This window comes from Arcicella sp. GW821-FHT09D11 (assembly GCF_059416265.1).
In genome coordinates this window covers 608,068-625,694 of record NZ_JBWKOV010000002.1, presented here as the reverse complement: position 1 = coordinate 625,694, position 17,627 = coordinate 608,068, and the positions used below count along the sequence as shown (strand labels likewise).

Annotated in this window: 16 protein-coding genes and 1 riboswitch; of the genes, 5 read left to right on the top strand and 11 right to left on the bottom strand. The window is 36.4% G+C overall.

Annotated elements, in window-relative coordinates; genetic code table 11:
* Positions 1-24: 24 nt before the first annotated feature.
* A complete protein-coding gene (locus tag AC07N0_RS07780; RefSeq protein WP_494588730.1) occupies positions 25-744 on the bottom strand; it encodes a head GIN domain-containing protein in 720 nt (239 codons plus the stop codon).
* A 155-nt stretch (positions 745-899) separates the two neighbouring features.
* Here AC07N0_RS07780 and AC07N0_RS07775 point away from each other — a divergent pair, with 155 nt between their 5' ends.
* Positions 900-1,337, top strand: a complete 438-nt coding sequence (locus tag AC07N0_RS07775) for an NUDIX domain-containing protein (RefSeq protein ID WP_494588729.1) — start codon at positions 900-902, stop codon at positions 1,335-1,337.
* A 63-nt stretch (positions 1,338-1,400) separates the two neighbouring features.
* Here AC07N0_RS07775 and AC07N0_RS07770 read toward each other — a convergent pair whose 3' ends face one another.
* The 7 genes from AC07N0_RS07770 to AC07N0_RS07740 form a co-directional block, all read right to left on the bottom strand.
* Positions 1,401-1,910 carry a DUF1905 domain-containing protein gene (locus AC07N0_RS07770; RefSeq protein ID WP_494588728.1) on the bottom strand — a complete coding sequence of 170 codons (510 nt, stop codon included), beginning with the start codon at positions 1,908-1,910 and terminating at the stop codon, positions 1,401-1,403.
* 206 nt (positions 1,911-2,116) lie between these two features.
* A complete protein-coding gene (locus AC07N0_RS07765; RefSeq protein ID WP_494588726.1) occupies positions 2,117-5,134 on the bottom strand; it encodes a hypothetical protein in 3,018 nt (1,005 codons plus the stop codon).
* Between the two features lie 215 nt (positions 5,135-5,349).
* Positions 5,350-5,925, bottom strand: coding sequence for a D-sedoheptulose 7-phosphate isomerase (lpcA, locus tag AC07N0_RS07760; RefSeq protein ID WP_494588725.1), 576 nt, complete (start codon positions 5,923-5,925; stop codon positions 5,350-5,352).
* A 128-nt stretch (positions 5,926-6,053) separates the two neighbouring features.
* On the bottom strand, positions 6,054-6,833 hold the full coding sequence (locus tag AC07N0_RS07755; RefSeq protein WP_494588724.1) for a TPM domain-containing protein: 780 nt from the start codon (positions 6,831-6,833) through the stop codon (positions 6,054-6,056).
* A 46-nt stretch (positions 6,834-6,879) separates the two neighbouring features.
* On the bottom strand, positions 6,880-7,314 hold the full coding sequence (locus tag AC07N0_RS07750; protein ID WP_494588723.1) for a TPM domain-containing protein: 435 nt from the start codon (positions 7,312-7,314) through the stop codon (positions 6,880-6,882).
* Between the two features lie 254 nt (positions 7,315-7,568).
* Complete coding sequence (locus tag AC07N0_RS07745) at positions 7,569-8,156, bottom strand: LemA family protein (protein WP_492801977.1); 588 nt, start codon at positions 8,154-8,156, stop codon at positions 7,569-7,571.
* Between the two features lie 156 nt (positions 8,157-8,312).
* Positions 8,313-9,107, bottom strand: coding sequence for a methyltransferase domain-containing protein (locus AC07N0_RS07740; RefSeq protein ID WP_494588722.1), 795 nt, complete (start codon positions 9,105-9,107; stop codon positions 8,313-8,315).
* A gap of 52 nt (positions 9,108-9,159) precedes the next feature.
* On the opposite strand from AC07N0_RS07740, the gene AC07N0_RS07735 reads away from it, so the two are divergent.
* On the top strand, positions 9,160-9,948 hold the full coding sequence (locus AC07N0_RS07735; protein ID WP_494588721.1) for an SDR family oxidoreductase: 789 nt from the start codon (positions 9,160-9,162) through the stop codon (positions 9,946-9,948).
* Positions 9,949-10,121: 173 nt separating this feature from the next.
* Here AC07N0_RS07735 and AC07N0_RS07730 read toward each other — a convergent pair whose 3' ends face one another.
* On the bottom strand, positions 10,122-11,750 hold the full coding sequence (locus AC07N0_RS07730) for an amidohydrolase family protein (protein ID WP_494588720.1): 1,629 nt from the start codon (positions 11,748-11,750) through the stop codon (positions 10,122-10,124).
* A 123-nt stretch (positions 11,751-11,873) separates the two neighbouring features.
* Here AC07N0_RS07730 and AC07N0_RS07725 point away from each other — a divergent pair, with 123 nt between their 5' ends.
* Positions 11,874-12,851: a hypothetical protein gene (locus AC07N0_RS07725; RefSeq protein ID WP_494588719.1), complete on the top strand. Its 978-nt coding sequence runs from the start codon at positions 11,874-11,876 to the stop codon at positions 12,849-12,851.
* Positions 12,852-12,979: 128 nt separating this feature from the next.
* On the opposite strand, the gene AC07N0_RS07720 is transcribed toward AC07N0_RS07725, so the two are convergent.
* Together AC07N0_RS07720 and dnaG are read right to left on the bottom strand one after the other, a co-directional pair.
* Positions 12,980-13,483: a SixA phosphatase family protein gene (locus AC07N0_RS07720; RefSeq protein ID WP_494588718.1), complete on the bottom strand. Its 504-nt coding sequence runs from the start codon at positions 13,481-13,483 to the stop codon at positions 12,980-12,982.
* 16 nt (positions 13,484-13,499) lie between these two features.
* Positions 13,500-15,632 (bottom strand): DNA primase, encoded by a 2,133-nt coding sequence (dnaG, locus tag AC07N0_RS07715; protein WP_494588717.1) that lies wholly within the window; start codon positions 15,630-15,632, stop codon positions 13,500-13,502.
* 62 nt (positions 15,633-15,694) lie between these two features.
* Here dnaG and AC07N0_RS07710 point away from each other — a divergent pair, with 62 nt between their 5' ends.
* On the top strand, positions 15,695-16,867 hold the full coding sequence (locus AC07N0_RS07710) for an aminotransferase class V-fold PLP-dependent enzyme (protein WP_494588716.1): 1,173 nt from the start codon (positions 15,695-15,697) through the stop codon (positions 16,865-16,867).
* Between the two features lie 244 nt (positions 16,868-17,111).
* Positions 17,112-17,240: riboswitch (SAM riboswitch) on the top strand.
* Between the two features lie 112 nt (positions 17,241-17,352).
* Entirely contained in the window at positions 17,353-17,610 is a 258-nt protein-coding gene (locus AC07N0_RS07705) for a hypothetical protein (RefSeq protein WP_494588715.1), read from the top strand.
* Positions 17,611-17,627 lie beyond the last annotated feature (17 nt).

Here is a 17,627-nt window from a genome sequence, read left to right as displayed (position 1 = left end):
CTTTTTACAATTTAGGTTTAGAAATTAATCTCTTTCAATTGAACTACCCCCAGAAATACTTCTTTCAAGGGTGGGTGTTCCTCGGTATCTTACATTACTTGCCCCTGAGGCTGTTACCCTCAAAAATCGTATTGCATTTAATTTTACTCTACTTGCGCCCGAAACATCAAGGATTTGTTCATCTGTAATAAAATTGAAGTTACTTACCTGAGAAGCTCCTGAGACAGAACCTATTACTTTTTCTCCATTTCCCTTCATTACCAATTGTGATGCTCCCGAAATGTCAAAATTTAAGTTCTGAGCATCCAAGTCTGTTTCCAATTTGGAAGCGCCAGAAAGATAAACAGTTAGGTTTTTGACAGAAAATCCTTCAACATAAGAATTGGAAGCACCATAAAAATCTACACTTCTCAACGTTGGCATCGTAATATTGATATCCATATTGTATCGGCGACTTCTATAATTTATGTACTCAACATACAAAACGCCGTTTCGTACATATACATCTAAATCATTAAGGTCTTCTTCATCACCAATGGCTTGTATCCCATAGTTATTCCCTTGGGAAACATTTACGTGAAAGGCACTTCCCATCTTTAATTGATCAAAGTTTTTTAAATAAAAAAACTCTTGTTGTTCTCTGTAGGCAGGCAGTGGGTCTTCTATATGAATAAAACAGGACGAAAGCGAAGTAAGGATAAATAGCGATAAAGCCATTATTAAAGTTTTTTGCGAGGTTTTCATATAAATAAAGCGTTTAAGTTTTATGTTTGTTGAAGTATAGACAATAAGATATTCTTTCACCCCTATCTATTTGCGATTTAGTGATTGTGTGAATTAATTTTCTTTTTTGTTTTTTATCCTTACTATTTATTATATTCAGCTAGACTATATACCCTATGAAAGTACGCCCAAGTGTTGCGATTGTTAAAAATGAAAGAGTATTATTAATGCGTTATCGTTATGGTGATACAGATGTGTTTAATTTACCAGGTGGGAATGTAGACCCTGGAGAAACCCTCACAGATACACTTATTAGGGAATTACAAGAAGAATTAGGCATACAAATAGCGGTAGCAGAGATGTTGGTAGCGGGCGAAGTAATATTACCTCAGCAAAAAACGGATGTGCTTCATTGTGTCTTCAAGGCTACTATTATTGATGGTACGCCTATTTTAAATCCTAAGGAAACCTCTGCCTTAGAAGTTGTTTGGCAACCGATTGCTACCTTAAAAAGCTTAGCGATGTATCCCAACATAGCGGAGGATTTACAGACTATTTTAGAAGGGAATAAAGTGGTACAGTATCTTGGTAGAATAGACCAAGAATGGTATTGAGAAAGTGTATAAGTCAAGATTTGAATGGAGTTTTAGCTATAATCGCCCTATTAGGTCTTGATTTTACTTTCCCAAGTCACGGAAATGTCTCAACATTTGTCCATAATCCATACCCATTGCTAAGCTCTGGACTGTCATTGCAATCCGTTTTGTTTTAGTTTCTATCGTTTTAGCCGATTCTATCCATTTACTATAATAAAACTGATGACTCTTGGGCATGGCATGAAAAGCTTTTGAGGCTTTTTCATCATCTTCTAGGCAAAGTAATAGCTCCGCATTAATTGTCAGTTCACTTTTATCTTCTTCTAAACTTACTTGAACTGTCGCTCCCTCAACTTTTCGGATGCCTTTTCTAATGGTTGCATTAATTGGTAAAATAAAGTCACCCTCTCCCATTGGAATAAGAGCTGTCAATTTTATTGAAAAATTATCGATTTTCCCTTTTACTCTAAAACTCACACGTGTATCAGCCTTGATTTGTTGAGCAATATCCGCAGGGATTTCAAAGTACGTCCAGCCTGTTTTCTCTCCTTTTTTGTCAAATTTTTGAAGCAATGCTGAGAAAGTAATCATTTTGTTAGTAATTGGTAATTAGTGATTGGTGATTAGACCTAAGTAAAAGTTGTGAATTGTGAGTGATGAATTGTGAATTATCATTTGTCATTGCCTAACATACGATGCCTTGTTTAAGTATGTGCTTGCCTAAAATGGGTTGACGGTTTTATACTCATGTTTAATGTACTTAAAATTCTAATCACCAATCACTAATTACCAGTCACTTACACAGTATCTTTTTTTGCTGGCTTTATTTTGTTGAAAAGTCCATTTAATACACTTTTCTTTTGTTCCTCCAATAGCTTTTTAGCCCTATCAGCAGCTACTTTTTTAATACTATCAGCCGTAGCCTTGGCTTTGGCTTCCATGGCATCTTTGTCTAGAATTACTTGCGATGGCAAACCATCTTTTTTAACATTTAGTTTTTCTAAGAGTTTATCTTTCTGTTCATTAATTTGTGCCTGTAAAGTAGCTTTTGCTACATCCTTTAATGAGTTAGCGGTGCTACTTCCATTGAAACCAAAAACTGGATTTTTAAGATTTCCACCCAATTGTAAATCGAATTTTACTCTGTCAGCACCTTGTAGACTTTTGCCAGTCCATTTTTGAAATACATTCCCAAAAGCCTCTCCAATTTTACCAGAAGGTACGTCCATCTGTAAATTATAATCCATTGAACCCGTCAGACCATGACGACCACTAGCTGTTATTTTATAATCGTCAAACTTAATATCAAAAGGCTTTACAGCAAATGTTCCATCTTTTATTTCAAACTGCATCAACAAATTGCTCAGCTTACTATTTTTTAAATTAGCAATTTTGGTAGTTTCAATCAATTTCTGAATCAATGGATTGCTCTCAGAAATTGTTGCTTGTAACACTTTCATCAAACCGTCTCCACTCAAGGTATTCAATTTGGGCATCATATCTTGTCCTAATTCTCCTCCAATTTGCATTTTAGAGGTTACATTCCCGATTAAGTATTGAGCCACAGGCATCAAATATTTTACAATATTCAAATGTTGATAAGCCTGTGCAATCTCTACGTTTTCAAGGTTCAACGCAAAGTCAAATAATGGGTGAGCCAAATTTGAGGTATTATAAGTACCATTAGTAGTAAATTTTCCACCCAATGATTGAAAAGCCACATTTTGCATTTTTACAACACCATTCCCAACCACTAAAGCACCTTTGATATTTTGCAATTTCATCATACTATATTGAGCTTCGCCAATATCAGAATCCAGTACTAATTCAATATTTTTAGGAATTTCAACTACTTGTAAAGGGGCAGAGGTTCCTGCAGTACCTGCCGCTGGTTTAGGACTATCAGTCATCCATTCGTTTACATTGAACTTCTGCGATTTTACATTCATCTTACCTTTTACAGTACCATTATTTAGGGCATAGTCCATATAATTAGTAAATGTACCATCAGCGACAAAATCACTTGTCCCCAAAAAGCCTTTTGCATTAGTCACTTTGATAGCCGTTGGGGTAAAAGTCATATCAGCAGAATTCACTTTTACACCTTGTGGATATTCTTTTGACACAAATTCAAACCCTTGCATAGTAGCCTTTCCAGAAGTTGGCAAACTAGCATAACGTTTGGCTTTAACATCCGACATTTTTCCTTTGGTTTCGATATCAGCATCGATTTTCCCCTTCAAAGTCATATCAGCCAAGGGATATATTTTCGTAATCTTCGTTAAATCTATTTTGCCTTTGGCTTTAATATCCCAATTATAATTCTCGAAGTTTTCTATCACACCATTAGCCGTAAAAGGTTCTCCATCTAATACCATCTTCAATTCAGTGATTGCCAAACGCGTAGAGGCTAAAGCGGCGTTTGTATTAACTAAATTAGCTTTTACGTTCAAGTCTTGAATAGGTTCTGGTAATTTATCAGACTTTATATAGCCATTTACCAAACTCATTACTGCATTTACCTGCGGAAAAGCTTTGGTAAGGGTATCATAAGTACCTTTGGCCTTTAAATCCATGCTATATAAACCACGCATGGTCAATCCTTTCATTGGGAATATCTGCCCTATTTGTTGTAAATCTATTTTGGCCACTACGTCAGCATCTATTTTAGACCTTGCTAAACCTTCTATCAAAGCACGAGCATTGATTGGATTTTTACCCAAATTCAGGTTAAACTTTTTAATATTTAATACCGAATTATTAAGGTCGTTGGTGGTATTACTTGCCTTAAAATCGAGATTGATTCCTGTAACCGCAGTAGGTAAATCGGGATACTGAAACATGGCATTTTCCACCAGTAAATTGAAGGCATAGGTAGGAAACGAAGTAGCATTCATCGTTCCTTTTACAAAACCATCAAATTTCATGTTACCATCAGCATCAACATCTTTAAACTTGTCAGTATAGATATTAGGCACTAATGAAAGTAAATTTTTAAAGGTGTTTTCTGGTGAGCCATAGGTGATATCTAATACAATATTTGAGGTATCAGGCATGGCTACTGAGCCATCAAAATTGAGGGTAAAATCATTGATTTTCCAAGTGTTTTTAGTGAACGTATACTTATTTTTAGCTTGGTCAATATTAATCTTCATATCGGCCGACAACTTTTTTTCATGCAAATACTCCGTTCCTCCGTAGTTAATTGAGGCTTTTCCTATTTGTGTATTAGTCGTCAAATCATAGATTTCTGAACCGATATTTCCTGAACCTTCGTGGCTAATATTTTGAAGCAATACAAAAGTATTTTTCAACCTATCATCATACGTAATTTGTCCGTCTGTCAATTTCCAAGAGTCAATTCCTACATTAAAATTACTTTTAGTTTTTGTTTCTTCTTGTTGAACCTGTAGTGAGTCTGTTCTATAAATATCATAATTGGCAGAGCCGTCAGGTAATACTTTAATCAGAATTTTGGGACTTTCAATAGCGATATAATTAATCGCTACTTTATCGCCAGAAATAATTGATTTTAAATCTGCTGCCAATGAAAACTCTTTTGCTTGAATCAAAGTATCACTTGAAAATGGCGAGTAGCCCACTACCCCAAAGTCTTTTAGAGAAATTGTTAAAGCAGGGAAATGTTTAAAAAAAGACAAGTCGAAATCGTTATAATAAACTTTTGCCTTTACTTTTTTCTGAATTTCTTGATTTACTTTCGCTTGGATAGTATCCTTAAAAAAGAAAGGAACAGCAAAAAGAATTACTGAAAATAAAGTAATAATTGATAGGAGAATAATTAAGACTTTTTTCATAGTGAAAGATTTTTAGACACAAGACAGAAGATTCAAGACATTTTAACTATAAGCAAGAATTCAACAGAAAAGACAATTTAGGAAGATTTATAATCTATATAAAACTTATCACGCAATAATATTAAAACTCTTTTTGCAAAGAATTTATGATTTAAGTTTTACTAAGGTTTTTTTCTTGTATCTAGTCTAGCGTCTAGTTTCTTGCTTCTAGTATTCTAAACAATCACCAACTTTTCAATCAATAAAATCAAAATATGAATTACTTTGATGTGTACTTCTTGGATGCGGTCGGCGTAGCCGAAATGTGGTACTCTGATTTCAACATCAGCTTTACCTGCTAATTTCCCACCATCTTTCCCCGATAGCAATACAATTTTCATGCCTTTGGCTTTTGCAACTTCTACGGCTTTGATAATGTTCGCAGAATTCCCACTTGTAGAAATTCCCAATAATACATCTCCCTTATTTCCTAAGCCTTCAATAAATCGAGAAAAGATATGGTCGAATCCATAATCGTTACTTACGCAAGAAATATGGGAAACATCTGAAATAGCAATCGCTGCTAATGAACGGCGGTCGTCACGATAACGCCCCGACAATTCTTCGGCAAAGTGCATGGCATCACAATGTGAGCCACCGTTTCCGCAAGAAATCACTTTATTTCCTGAACGAATGGCCTCTGCCATTATTTCGGCAGCCTCCTGAATATCAGCAAGATTCTTTGGATTTGCAATAAAATTTTGAAGTACTATTTGTGCTTCATTAAGTTCTTGGGCAATAATATCAATCACGAATTTTCTGTTTTTATTTTACTAATCTTTCAAAATTACAAAACATTACTTGAAACTTCTTGTACTAGCCTACTAAATAGAAAAGGCCTCGTCGAAACGAAGCCTTTTGAATACATATTTATTTTTTCTTAATAGTCTCCGCCAGCACCACCACCGCCAAAGTCGCCACCACCAAAGCCACCAAAGTCGAAACCACCTCCGCCTCCACTATTTCCAGAGTGTCCTCCGCCAAAACCACCTCCAGTAAAGATGATTGGGCCACCCCAGCCACCACTATTGAAGCCACCACCGCCTCCACCTCGTCTATTACGAGCAACGATGATAAGTACTACGATTACCAATACAAAAACTATCGCTAAAAAACCAAAAGGACTTCCACCATCATCTTTGGGGTCGGCTTTGTATTCACCAGAAGCCCTTTTCATCATTTCGGTAGTAGCCTCATCCAATCCTTGATACCATAATCCAGCCTTGAAATTTGGAGATAATATCTTGTTGATAATTCTTTTGGCAATGGCATCTGTAATAGTCGCTTCCATGCCACGCCCCGTCACAATTCTGATTTTACGCGTATCAGTAGCCCATAACAGCACCAGACCATTGTTTTTATCTTTCTGTCCTACGCCCCAATCTTTGGCAATTTTCATGGCAAAATCATAAGGGTCAGATTCGCCTGTATTTTTTACAATGACAATGGTTAGCTGTGTAGACGTGGAATCGGCATACCCTCTAAGTTTTTGTTCTAATGATTCGCGTTCGGTACTACTTAAAATACTTGCGTAGTCATTAACCAATCTTTGTGGACTCGGTTTGGCAGGTATATCCTGAGCGTGCAAGGCAAAATGTACAGACAATAGTGATAAACTAAAGAAAGTACAAAGTATATAAATTGAAAGTTTCTTAAACATCTTCATAAAAAAATCCCTTCCCTTTACAGAAAAGGTTTGGGCTTATTTATCCAAACGAAATTTCGTCTGGTAATTCATTCGTGTCATCTTTCTGATAAGGAAAATAATGTTTTAATTGCTCGCCAGCCAAGTGGATAGCCTTGATAAAACCTTCGGTAAAAAGTCCTTGTGAAAAATGGCTTCTTAACAATTCTTTTGTTGTTTCCCAGAAGTCGTCAGGCACAACCTTATCAATTCCTTTATCCCCTATTACGGCAAATTTTCGGTCGTCAACGGCCAAATAAAAAAGCACTCCATTTTGTTGTGCAGTGTTGGTCATACCAATATTTTGGAATACTTCGGCGGCTCTGTCTAACACATTAGGATGAGGGCAATTCTGTTCGATATGTAATCGAATTTCGCCAGAACTATTCAATTCTGCCGCCTGTATGGCCTTTACAATCTGTACTTTTTGCTCTTCATTAAAAAAGTTCTGAGGCATAACATTGAGTGATTGAGTGAGTTGTGAATTAGTGATTGTTTTTTTAGTTGTGAGTTAGTGAATTGTGATTTTTTCAATAAGCGAATTATGATTTAGTGATTTTATGAATATTAAATTCACAATTCACTAACTGACAATTCACAACTAAAACAATCACTAATTCGCTCAATCATTAACTCACTAAATAGCACAAGGCGAAAAGCGAAGATAGATATTGCTTCCTGCTTTTCGCCTTGTATTATTTCATCGAAAAACTATTTACTAAAATCAACCGTTGGCATCTTTGATGCACCTGCGTCGGCTTCAAAATAGCCTTTCGTTGTAAATCCAGAGAAGCTTGCAATTAAGCTATTCGGAAAAGTAACAATTTTGTTGTTATACCCTTTTACAGTATCATTAAAACGATCACGCTCTTCCTTGATACGGTTTTCTGTACCTTCTAATTGTGACTGTAATTCAGAGAAATTTTCAGTGGCTTTCAATTCAGGGTATTTCTCTGCTACGACCATTAAACGAGATAACGAGCCTGACAATTGGCTTTGAGCCTCTTGATATTTCTTCATATTTTCAGGTGTTAAATCCTTGGCATCTAATTTAATTTGTGTAGCACTTGCCCGTGCGTTGATGACAGCGGTAAGTGTCTCTTTTTCAAAGTTTGCTACCCCTTTTACTGTATTTACCAAAGTTGGAATCAAATCTGCACGACGTTGATAAGCAGTTTGTACCTTCGCCCAAGCCGCTTCAACCTCCTGATTTTCTGTCGCCATGCCGTTTCTGACACCAATACCCCAGAATAACAATAATGCAGCAACGCCTAATCCAATAAGAAGTCCTTTTGACATAGTTTTAATTAATTAATGTGAATATGTGATGTAATACAGTGGTAAAATAATTATGCCATTGCGTATTACTGTTTCAAATGTAGATATTTTTTTAACGCTTAAACTACTTCTATGCTGAATATTTGATTTTTGAATGTGAACGGTTGAAATATCATTTCATTTATTATTGTCCTCACAAAACAAAACCACTTCCCAACGAAAAGCCCATTTCCACTTGATAGAATAATTCGTAAAGCCTGCTTGCTGTATGATGGTTTCTAAGTCTGATTTTCGGAAGGCTCGCCAAACGGATAGCTTGGCGTCGTTTTTTACCAAGTATGATTTTAAGAATAGTTTGGTAATCCAAGCGATGGAATGATAAGCAAACCAATGGCGATGAATATCATTAATAACAATAGCTAGGCGACTTTGTTGTTTGAGTTGCTTAAATAGTTGTATCAAACTTTCATTATCAAAATGATGACAAAACAATGTCATTGTTACAATATCAAAAGAATGTTGCTGAAATTCTTCTGAAAAAATATTCTGATATAAATACTGGATTTCAGGAAATTGAACCGTCCTTTTTGTAGCAAATTTTATCATAAAATCATTGGCATCAATTCCTATCAATGCAGCTTTTATCTGTTTCTTCTTTGCCCACGTTGCTATTACCATCAGCATATCGCCTCCGCCACAGCCCAAATCAGCTATTTTGTAGGTAGCTTGTTGAGTAGTCAAATTGTTGAAGACTGTTTCAAGTCCACTAATCGTTACTTGATTACCTCCTAAATATTTATTGATGATAGCCAGTTCTTCCAAATTTTGTCTGAGGGCATTATTATCTAAATCTAAGTCGTCAATCAGTTCTTTTTCTGTACTTCTAAATGATAAATCTGGCATATCTTTGTTGTGAATACTCATCGTTCTACTCATGCCATGACTTTGAGTCATGGCATGAGTATTCGCCACATGGGCAAAGTGAAAAGTAAAAATAGTTTAATATATTTAATTTCCTCAAATCATGAATTTAGATTTAACCCATAAAAATGCCATTGTTTGTGGCAGTACCCAAGGACTTGGTCGTGCTTCTGCCATCGAACTTGCACTGTTAGGTGCTAATGTAACTTTAGTAGCCCGTAACGAGAATACACTCAAGGAAACTCTTCAAAGCCTAGATAGTTCAAAAGGACAACAACATTCTTATTTCGTAGCTGATTTTTCTAAACCTGATGAAGTAAAAGCGGGTATCGAAAAACACCTTGAAGCCAATCCCCTAGTTCATATATTGGTGAACAATACAGGAGGTCCTGCAGGTGGCGCTATTATAGATGCCAAGATTGAGGAGTTTACACAAGCTTTTTCCAACCATTTAATCTGTAATCATATTTTGGTGCAAGCCTGTGTTCTAAGTATGAAATCAGCAGGTTTTGGCAGAATTATCAATGTCATTTCTACTTCGGTAAAACAGCCCATTAATGGTTTAGGAGTATCTAATACTACTCGTGGAGCAGTAGCTTCATGGTCAAAAACCTTGGCAAATGAATTGGGACAATTTGGTATTACCGTGAATAATGTATTGCCAGGTTATACTAAAACAGCACGCTTAGATTTTGTGGTAAATTCTCGAGCCAATTCAGCAGGAGTGGAAAAAGATGCGATGGAAAAAGTTTTTCAAGCGGATATTCCAGCAGGGAGATTCGGCGAAGCAGAAGAATTTGGAGCAGCTGTGGCATTTTTGTGTAGCCCAGCAGCAGCTTATATTAATGGCGTTAACTTGCCTGTAGATGGCGGGCGATTGAGCTGCATGTAAAGAGGAAAATGTCTCAAATAGAGAATTAGTATTCAATCCTTATCACTAGGGAGGGACTTAAGTCCCTCCCTAGTGATAAGGATTGAATATCAGAGACTTACAAACATATAAATAATCATTTATGACTTAAATTACCCATTAATAGTAAGAATTAGAATTTAACAATCTTATCTCTACTCCTTACTCCCCTGTACCTTCGCCCCTGTTTTCTTCTCTAATCCTGGTTGAAAAATCTCAAAGTTTTCTTTCTTTTTAGCATCAGCTACAATCTTACGTACATCTTCCAACAATTTTTTAGCATCATAAATTACACCATCTTTAATAGTATATTTTACACCTCCCACTCGAATTACCTCATTTTTATCAGTTAATCTAATAGCCCCTGTTCCGTAAAGATTCTTTAGGTTTTTCAGTGGATTTTCTTCTAAAATTACCATATCTGCCAATTTTCCTACTTCAATACTCCCTATTTTATCAGCCATCCCCAATGCTTCAGCGCCTTTTAAAGTTGCTGCACGAATTACTTCTAAGGGGTGAAAACCTGCTTCACGCAAAAGCTCTAACTCACGGATGTAGGCAAAGCCATATAGTTGAAATATATAACCAGAATCAGACCCAGCCGTTACTCTCCCTCCTCTGTTTTTATATTCATTGATAAATGCCATCCAAAGTTTATAGTTTTCTTTCCACTGCACTTCTTGCTCTGTACCCCATTCTTGCCAGTATGAACCATGCGAAATACGTGAAGGCTGATAGAAACGCCATAATTGAGGCATCGTATATTCTTCGTGCCATTCGGCTCTGCGTGCTAACATCAATTCACGATTGGCTTCATAGATATTAAAAGTAGGGTCGATGGTAAAATCTAGTTTGAGCAACTCGTCCATTACTTCATTCCAACGCTTCGAACCCGGCTTGGCTGCTTGTTTCCATAGTTTACCTGCTTCTTCAAAACGATTTTGTTCGTTACTATAATTATAGTCTGCTGGATAATCTTGGATAGTCTGGCTTTCAAAAAGTGCCTCAGGCAAACCATACCAGTGTTCCATAGAAGTCAGCCCTGCTCTGGCTGAATTCAAAACATTCCAACGTGCTACGTCTACTTGTGCATGGTGATACGCCGAACGTAAGCCTAATTCTTTATTTCTTTTTATCGCTACTTCTATTACTTCTGGTCTTGCTCCGAAAAACTTTATACCGTCAGCACCTTTTTTAGCATTTTCTTCTACCCAAGTTTTGGCTTGTTCTGCGGTTGAAATCGTTTCCTTAGCTCCCATTCCAAAAGCTGTATATGCCAAAATTCTAGGTGCAGTAATTTCATTTTTTAAAGATTTTGCTTTTTGGTCTAAAACCCAGTCTAAACCATTCCCAGCCGAAGGGTCGCGGATGGTAGTAATACCGTGTCCCAACCATAATTTATATACATATTCAGCAGGTGTCCCTTGCGATTTCCCACCTATATGCCCGTGCATATCTACAAAACCAGGCAACATATACATGCCCGTACAATCTAATTCTTTATCGCCCTCTTTTAACTGTGGGCGACTTTTGGGGTCTATCGGAACACCCGGATAACCTACTACTCTGATTTCAACAATTTTATTTTTTTCGACGACTATATCACAAGGGCCTTGCATCGGAGAACCGGTACCATTGATAAGGTTTACACCACGGATAATCATCCGATTGTATTGACCTTCGCCTTCTGCCCTCGGTGGTGCTTTTTCTATTTGGGAATAAGCTTGAAAAGCAGTTAATATTAAAACCAAGGAGGCAATAAAGTACTGTAAATATTTTTTCATTTTAATTAATAATTGAAGAATGTTGAATGAAATAGTAAGAAGTAATTATTCATTTTCCAAGATACGGAATTTATCTAAAATGTGTAAATTGAAGCTCATTCCAATCATCGAAATTCCTATTTTATGAATCACTTCATCAGAAATAACTTTTTAGCCATCTGTGTTACCTTAGCAGTCGTATATGCTTTTGCCAAAGGTGCTACTATTTACCAACAAGAGCCTAAAAAACCCGACGTTACTTCCCTTTCAATGCCTACGGCTTCTGATAAATTTTTTGCAGACTATTGGTATAAAAACAAAGCTGAAATTAATAGTTATGCTTTGCAAAAAGATAATAATGGCCAAAGCTCTCTGGGAGAAGCCATGATGATTTTTGTAACAGAAAATTTTAGAACTGATAAACAAGTAAAACTAGAGGCGGATAGTAAATCAGAGGCGACCAGTGTGCTGAAAGTAAATATTACAGAAAAACTCCTGACTGGCATTACTGATTATAGTGTGATGACTTCTGTTTTTTCAGGCGTTGATACAAAAGCTTTTCCCCATGCCTTGAAAGTAGCGACTTCAATACAAGATTGGAATGGAATGGCTTATATGCAATTGAACCATAAAAACAGGGCTTATCAAATAGAAGGGAAAAGTTATGCTGAAAAAGAGGTTCAAGAAGATTTTGAATTAAAAAGAGCTTGGCTGGAAGATGAAATTTGGAATACAATCCGCCTTTCGCCTGAAACTTTACCTGATGGTGATATTGAGATGATTCCAAGTTTAAGTTGTTCACAATTAACCCATCAATTACCAACAGTATTGTCGGCCAAAGCTACATTGAAAGATTATGCAGGAACAGATTTTACCGAGAAAAAGCTAAAGGTTTTCTCTATCAATTACCCAGAAAAAAATCGTTCTATAGAAATTATTTTTCAAGAAGTATTTCCACATAAAATTATGGGCTGGGTAGAAAGTAATAGCAATCAAGGAAAAACTTGGACAACTAAAGCCGTTTTGAAGAAAACACTTCTAAGCGATTATTGGACAAAGTATAGTCCAAAAGATGTAGCATTAAGAGATAGTTTATCTTTGAAATATGGGTTAAGTAAATGAGTAATAGTGTTCAAGTATAAAAACGATTACTCCAATTCTTTCTATTAGCTGGCGACTTAAGTCGCCAGCTAATAGAAAAATGATATAGTACGATGAACTTATCGTATTATTTACAGCTTCTTCAACTATTATATATTATACCCCAAAATACTCTCTGGCGAATCATAGAATATCAAATCTCCTGATTTTTTTCCTACTTCTGCCCAAGTCAAATTTTCTATTTTCATCCCTACAACTGCACAAGTGGGCATCGAGCCAATATCAGCATGGGTAAGGTATTCTGCGAAATAACTGATACTTGGGTTATGTCCAACTAATATTACAGCGTTTATATTTTCAGGAATAGCATTTACTGCATCTAAATAGTGTTTAGGCGAGCTTTCATACAAATCACTCAACACATGTATCTTTTCGTCAGCAATACCCAATTGTTCCGAAAGTACTTTAGCCGTCATTTGTGTACGTTCGGCATTAGAAGTAATGATTAAATCAATAGGATTGATTTTAGGCAATAAATTTCTGCCCATTCTAGCGGCATCAATCATACCACTTGAGGTCAGTGGACGGATTAAATCAGGGCTAACCGAATCTGAGGCTTTGGCATGGCGAACCAAATATAATGTCTTTGTCATTGTCTTTGTTTTGTTTCTATCTTCCAACTACGGTTCCTAATTCTTTTGATATTTGCTTTTCAATTTCTTTGGCTTTCATAAATAAACCCAATAAATGAGTCTGCTCATCGGCATCAGAAGTTTTGGCAAGCTGTTGCATCAAGTCTTTCATTTGTTGGTCATTGAAAGCCTTTTTTAATCGTAAAATATTCTGATAAGCCAAATCTGCTAGCTTATCGTCTTCAGTAGGAACAATAATTTCATATTTCAACCAAGCCTCAGAAGCTGAATAACGTTCAGTAACAAGGTTAATAGCTTCTTGTTGAATAGTTGGGTTGCTGTGACTAATAAAAAACTTAGTATCCAATACGACTCCCTGCATAAATCTTTCTCGGCACATTGTCAGAATATCGTGGTAGATAGGCGTACCAAAATTCATTCCATCAATCTCTGATAAAATATACTGCATCAATGTAACGCCTGGCGCAACCCCTGGGTCTACTTCCTTAATGCCATGACTAATCAACAAGCGTACACATTCTTTTTCTTGCAAAGCGATACCAGTAAGCACCTTTGGGGGACTAACGGGAATATTAGGCTGTATATTTTGTACATTTGTTGTACGATTATTCGGCGTAAAATCTGTTGGAAAACCCGAAAACTCATCTTCTTCTGAAAAGCTTGGTAAATCATCAAAATTTACATTTGGTTCAGGTTTGCTAAGCGTTACTCCCGATGGTAAATCGTTTTGTAATCGCTGACGATTGGCATCTCTTTGGTTATCCTTTTCTCTTTGCTTGCTTCTTTCTAAAGATATCTTATTGCTTTCAGCAATCAAAATCCCTTCATCAATCTGCATTAAACTGGCTGTTTTCTGAAAAAATACCATCCTTTTGATGTTATCAGGAATTTTAGAAATACTCGCCACCATATCTTTTATCAACTCTGCTCTTTTGAAAGGGTCACTTCCAGCTTCTTTGAGTGATAATTCTGCTTTAAAAGTAATAAAATCGCTAGCTGTTTTTTGGATATAATCAACAAAAGCATCTGAACCTATTTTCTGAACATAGCTATCGGGGTCTTCGCCTTCTGGAAAAACGACCAACTTTACGTTAAGTCCTTCTTCCAAAATCATGTCCATTCCTCGCAATGATGCCTTAATACCAGCGGGGTCACCGTCGTACAAAACAGTAATGTTCTGCGAAAAACGAGCAATCAAACGAATCTGATCTATCGTCAAAGACGTTCCAGACGATGCCACTACGTTTTCAATACCTGCTTGATGCAGGGAAATTACATCAGTATAACCTTCTACCAAATAACAAACGTCTTTGGTACGGATAGCATTTTTGGCTTGGTAAATTCCGTAAAGTACATTCGATTTATGATAAACCTCTGTCTCAGGCGAATTTAAATACTTTGCTTGTGTTTTATCGTTTTTCAGGATTCTTGCACCAAAAGCAATTACTTTTCCCGAAACATTATGGATTGGAAAGGTTACTCTATTTCTAAAACGATCAAAGGTTTTCTGATTTTGCTGAACATTTTCATGCTCATTGCTCTTCAAAATCGTCAAGCCAGCCTTTACTAAAATATCTACATTATAGCCATTCTTTAAGGCTTCTTTCGTAAAAGCATCCCAATTATCAAGGCTATAACCCAATTCAAACGTACGAATGGTTTTATCAGAAAACCCTCTTTCTTTAAAATATGGATAGGCTATATTTTTCCCTTCTTCATGCTGAAAAAGATTCTCTTGATAATAGTTTTTAGCATAATTCAGGGCAATGAGTAAACTTTCACGTTCATTTTGTGCTAGTTGTTGTTCGTCTGTAAGGTGCGTTTCTTGGATTTCAATGCCATACTTTTTGGCTAAATGCCGCAAAGCTTCTCCATAGCCCAGTCCTTCAATATCCATGATAAAACGGATAGCATCCCCAGCTTTTCCACAACCAAAACACTTATAAATACCCTTAGCAGGCGATACTGAAAACGACGGTGATTTTTCGCCATGAAATGGACAACAAGCCCAAAGGTTTGCTCCTTTCTTCTTCAAAGAAACATAATCGCCTATTACATCGGCAATATCAGCACTTTGTCGGATTCGTTCTATGGTTGATTCATCTATACGCATACTCAAAATTACACCTTTTTGTGTTGTACAAATCATTTATAGCTTAAAATCGTCAAGAATATGTATTTTTGAAAACCTTTCAATATAACATCAACAAAATGAGTTTATCCTGTCAAAAACATCTTTTTAGCCTTGAAGAAGGTATTCATTATATCAATTGTGCCACAATGGCACCCAATCTTAAATCAGTAGAAGAAGCTGGCATTCAAGGAATTTTGCGAAAAACGCAACCTCAAAATATTACTTCACAAAGTTTTTTTGAAACGACTGAACCCGTTAAAAATGCTTATGCTAAATTAATTAATTGTCCAGACCCTGAACGCATTGTATTATTACCTTCATCGTCCTACGGTATGGCAATCGTAGCTAAAAACTTGTATAGAAAGCCCAATATAAAAGCAGGGCAAGAAATTGTGATGGTCAGCGAAGAATTCCCTTCCGACGTATATGCGTGGGAAGAGGTTTATATCAATTTGGGTTTAAAAATGAGGGTAGTTCATCCGCCAACATCCTTAGAAAATAGGGGTAAAATATGGAATGAAAAATTGCTGGAAGCCATCACTAGCAACACTTGTTTAGTAGTAGTATCGCCTACTCATTGGGCTGATGGCACTTCTTTTAACACCGAAATAATTGGTCAACATTGCCGTTTGGTAGGTGCATTATTGGTATTGGATGGCACACAGTCTGTCGGAGCGATGCCTTTTGATGTACAAAAAGTACAGCCTGATGCCATCATCAATCCCGGATATAAATGGCTTCTGGGGCCTTATACAGCAGGAGTAGCCTATTTCGGAGCTTTTTTCGATGAAGGAAATCCCTTAGAACGTAATTGGATAAATCGGGTAGGTTCTGAAGATTTTAAAAATTTGATTAATTACCAAACTCAGTATAGAGCCAAAGCGGATAGATACAACATGGGCGAAAGAAGCAATTTTATTTTAAACCCTATGCTTACTGCGGCGATAGAACAAATCAATGCTTGGGGTGTAAATGGTATCAATAACTATTGTGATGAATTGCTGAAAGAACCTTTAGAAATTTTACAAGCACATGGCTATTGGGTAGAAGAAAAACCTTACAGAAGTAGCCATTTAGTAGGTGTCAGGATTCCTGAGCATGTCGATTACCAAAAAATTCAAACTGCCTTGCAAGAACGCAAAGTTTTTGTTTCGTTCAGAGGGCAATCTATCAGGCTTGCCCCACATCTTTATAATGACATGAATGATGTAGATGCATTAATGGATGGTTTGTTGAAAGGTATTCAGTAATGTTAAGTTATTATTTTTGACCTTTAAGTAAGATAATTTTACCAACATCCATTTCTATTAGCGGTTGACTTAAGTCAACCGCTAATAGAAATCATTTGAACTTAACAGGTTAACCTATTTTTTTTCCTCCAAAAGAAGATTCTTTAGGGAGAATGTCCAAAAAATTTGCTTTTTCAAGCTTTCACGATTTACTTTGCATCATCAAGTCAATTTTCCTCTGAGGTTTCGACCTCCACAGGTAATTGATTTATAAAGAAGAAGGGAGAGAATAGGCTCTATGAACTTCTGGCAACCTACCGCTCGTAAAGGCAAGGTGCTAATTCCTACCTAGAAATTGTATAGTCGTTTGACTATTTTTTAGGAAATATAAACCAATTACGAAGTACTCTCCCAGTCATTTTTCCATGCTGTAAAGTATTCGTCAGGTTTACGATTTATTTTCGTTTATCGTCATGATTTTGTCGTGACCAAATTTGTCAGCTATTATGTCAAAATTTATTAAAATCACAACGGGCAATTACCTCATTGTTCATGGCTTCGACGCCAACAATAAGGAAATCATAGAAGAAGTAACCGTGACTCAGAAAATGGTAAAGGTGGTAGCCATCAACCGTATACAGTCTATTTCTGAAAAATATATTTTGGTGACGGGCTCGCATGGACGATTGATGTACTGGGAATATGAAGAAAGTTTCGAGGATTTACAAAAGCAATTATCTTATCATTCGCTTTTGATTGCGTAAATAAAGGTTTCACTCAA

Coding starts and splice junctions, on each gene's coding strand:
- AC07N0_RS07725 (WP_494588719.1), top strand. CDS start 11,874: ATGAATCACTTCATCAGAAATAACTTTTTAGCCATCTGTGTTACCTTA.
- AC07N0_RS07765 (WP_494588726.1), bottom strand. CDS start 5,134: ATGAAAAAAGTCTTAATTATTCTCCTATCAATTATTACTTTATTTTCA.
- AC07N0_RS07705 (WP_494588715.1), top strand. CDS start 17,353: ATGTCAAAATTTATTAAAATCACAACGGGCAATTACCTCATTGTTCAT.
- AC07N0_RS07710 (WP_494588716.1), top strand. CDS start 15,695: ATGAGTTTATCCTGTCAAAAACATCTTTTTAGCCTTGAAGAAGGTATT.
- AC07N0_RS07730 (WP_494588720.1), bottom strand. CDS start 11,750: ATGAAAAAATATTTACAGTACTTTATTGCCTCCTTGGTTTTAATATTA.
- AC07N0_RS07770 (WP_494588728.1), bottom strand. CDS start 1,910: ATGATTACTTTCTCAGCATTGCTTCAAAAATTTGACAAAAAAGGAGAG.
- AC07N0_RS07780 (WP_494588730.1), bottom strand. CDS start 744: ATGAAAACCTCGCAAAAAACTTTAATAATGGCTTTATCGCTATTTATC.
- AC07N0_RS07755 (WP_494588724.1), bottom strand. CDS start 6,833: ATGTTTAAGAAACTTTCAATTTATATACTTTGTACTTTCTTTAGTTTA.
- AC07N0_RS07735 (WP_494588721.1), top strand. CDS start 9,160: ATGAATTTAGATTTAACCCATAAAAATGCCATTGTTTGTGGCAGTACC.
- AC07N0_RS07745 (WP_492801977.1), bottom strand. CDS start 8,156: ATGTCAAAAGGACTTCTTATTGGATTAGGCGTTGCTGCATTATTGTTA.
- dnaG (WP_494588717.1), bottom strand. CDS start 15,632: ATGATTTGTACAACACAAAAAGGTGTAATTTTGAGTATGCGTATAGAT.
- AC07N0_RS07720 (WP_494588718.1), bottom strand. CDS start 13,483: ATGACAAAGACATTATATTTGGTTCGCCATGCCAAAGCCTCAGATTCG.
- AC07N0_RS07775 (WP_494588729.1), top strand. CDS start 900: ATGAAAGTACGCCCAAGTGTTGCGATTGTTAAAAATGAAAGAGTATTA.
- AC07N0_RS07750 (WP_494588723.1), bottom strand. CDS start 7,314: ATGCCTCAGAACTTTTTTAATGAAGAGCAAAAAGTACAGATTGTAAAG.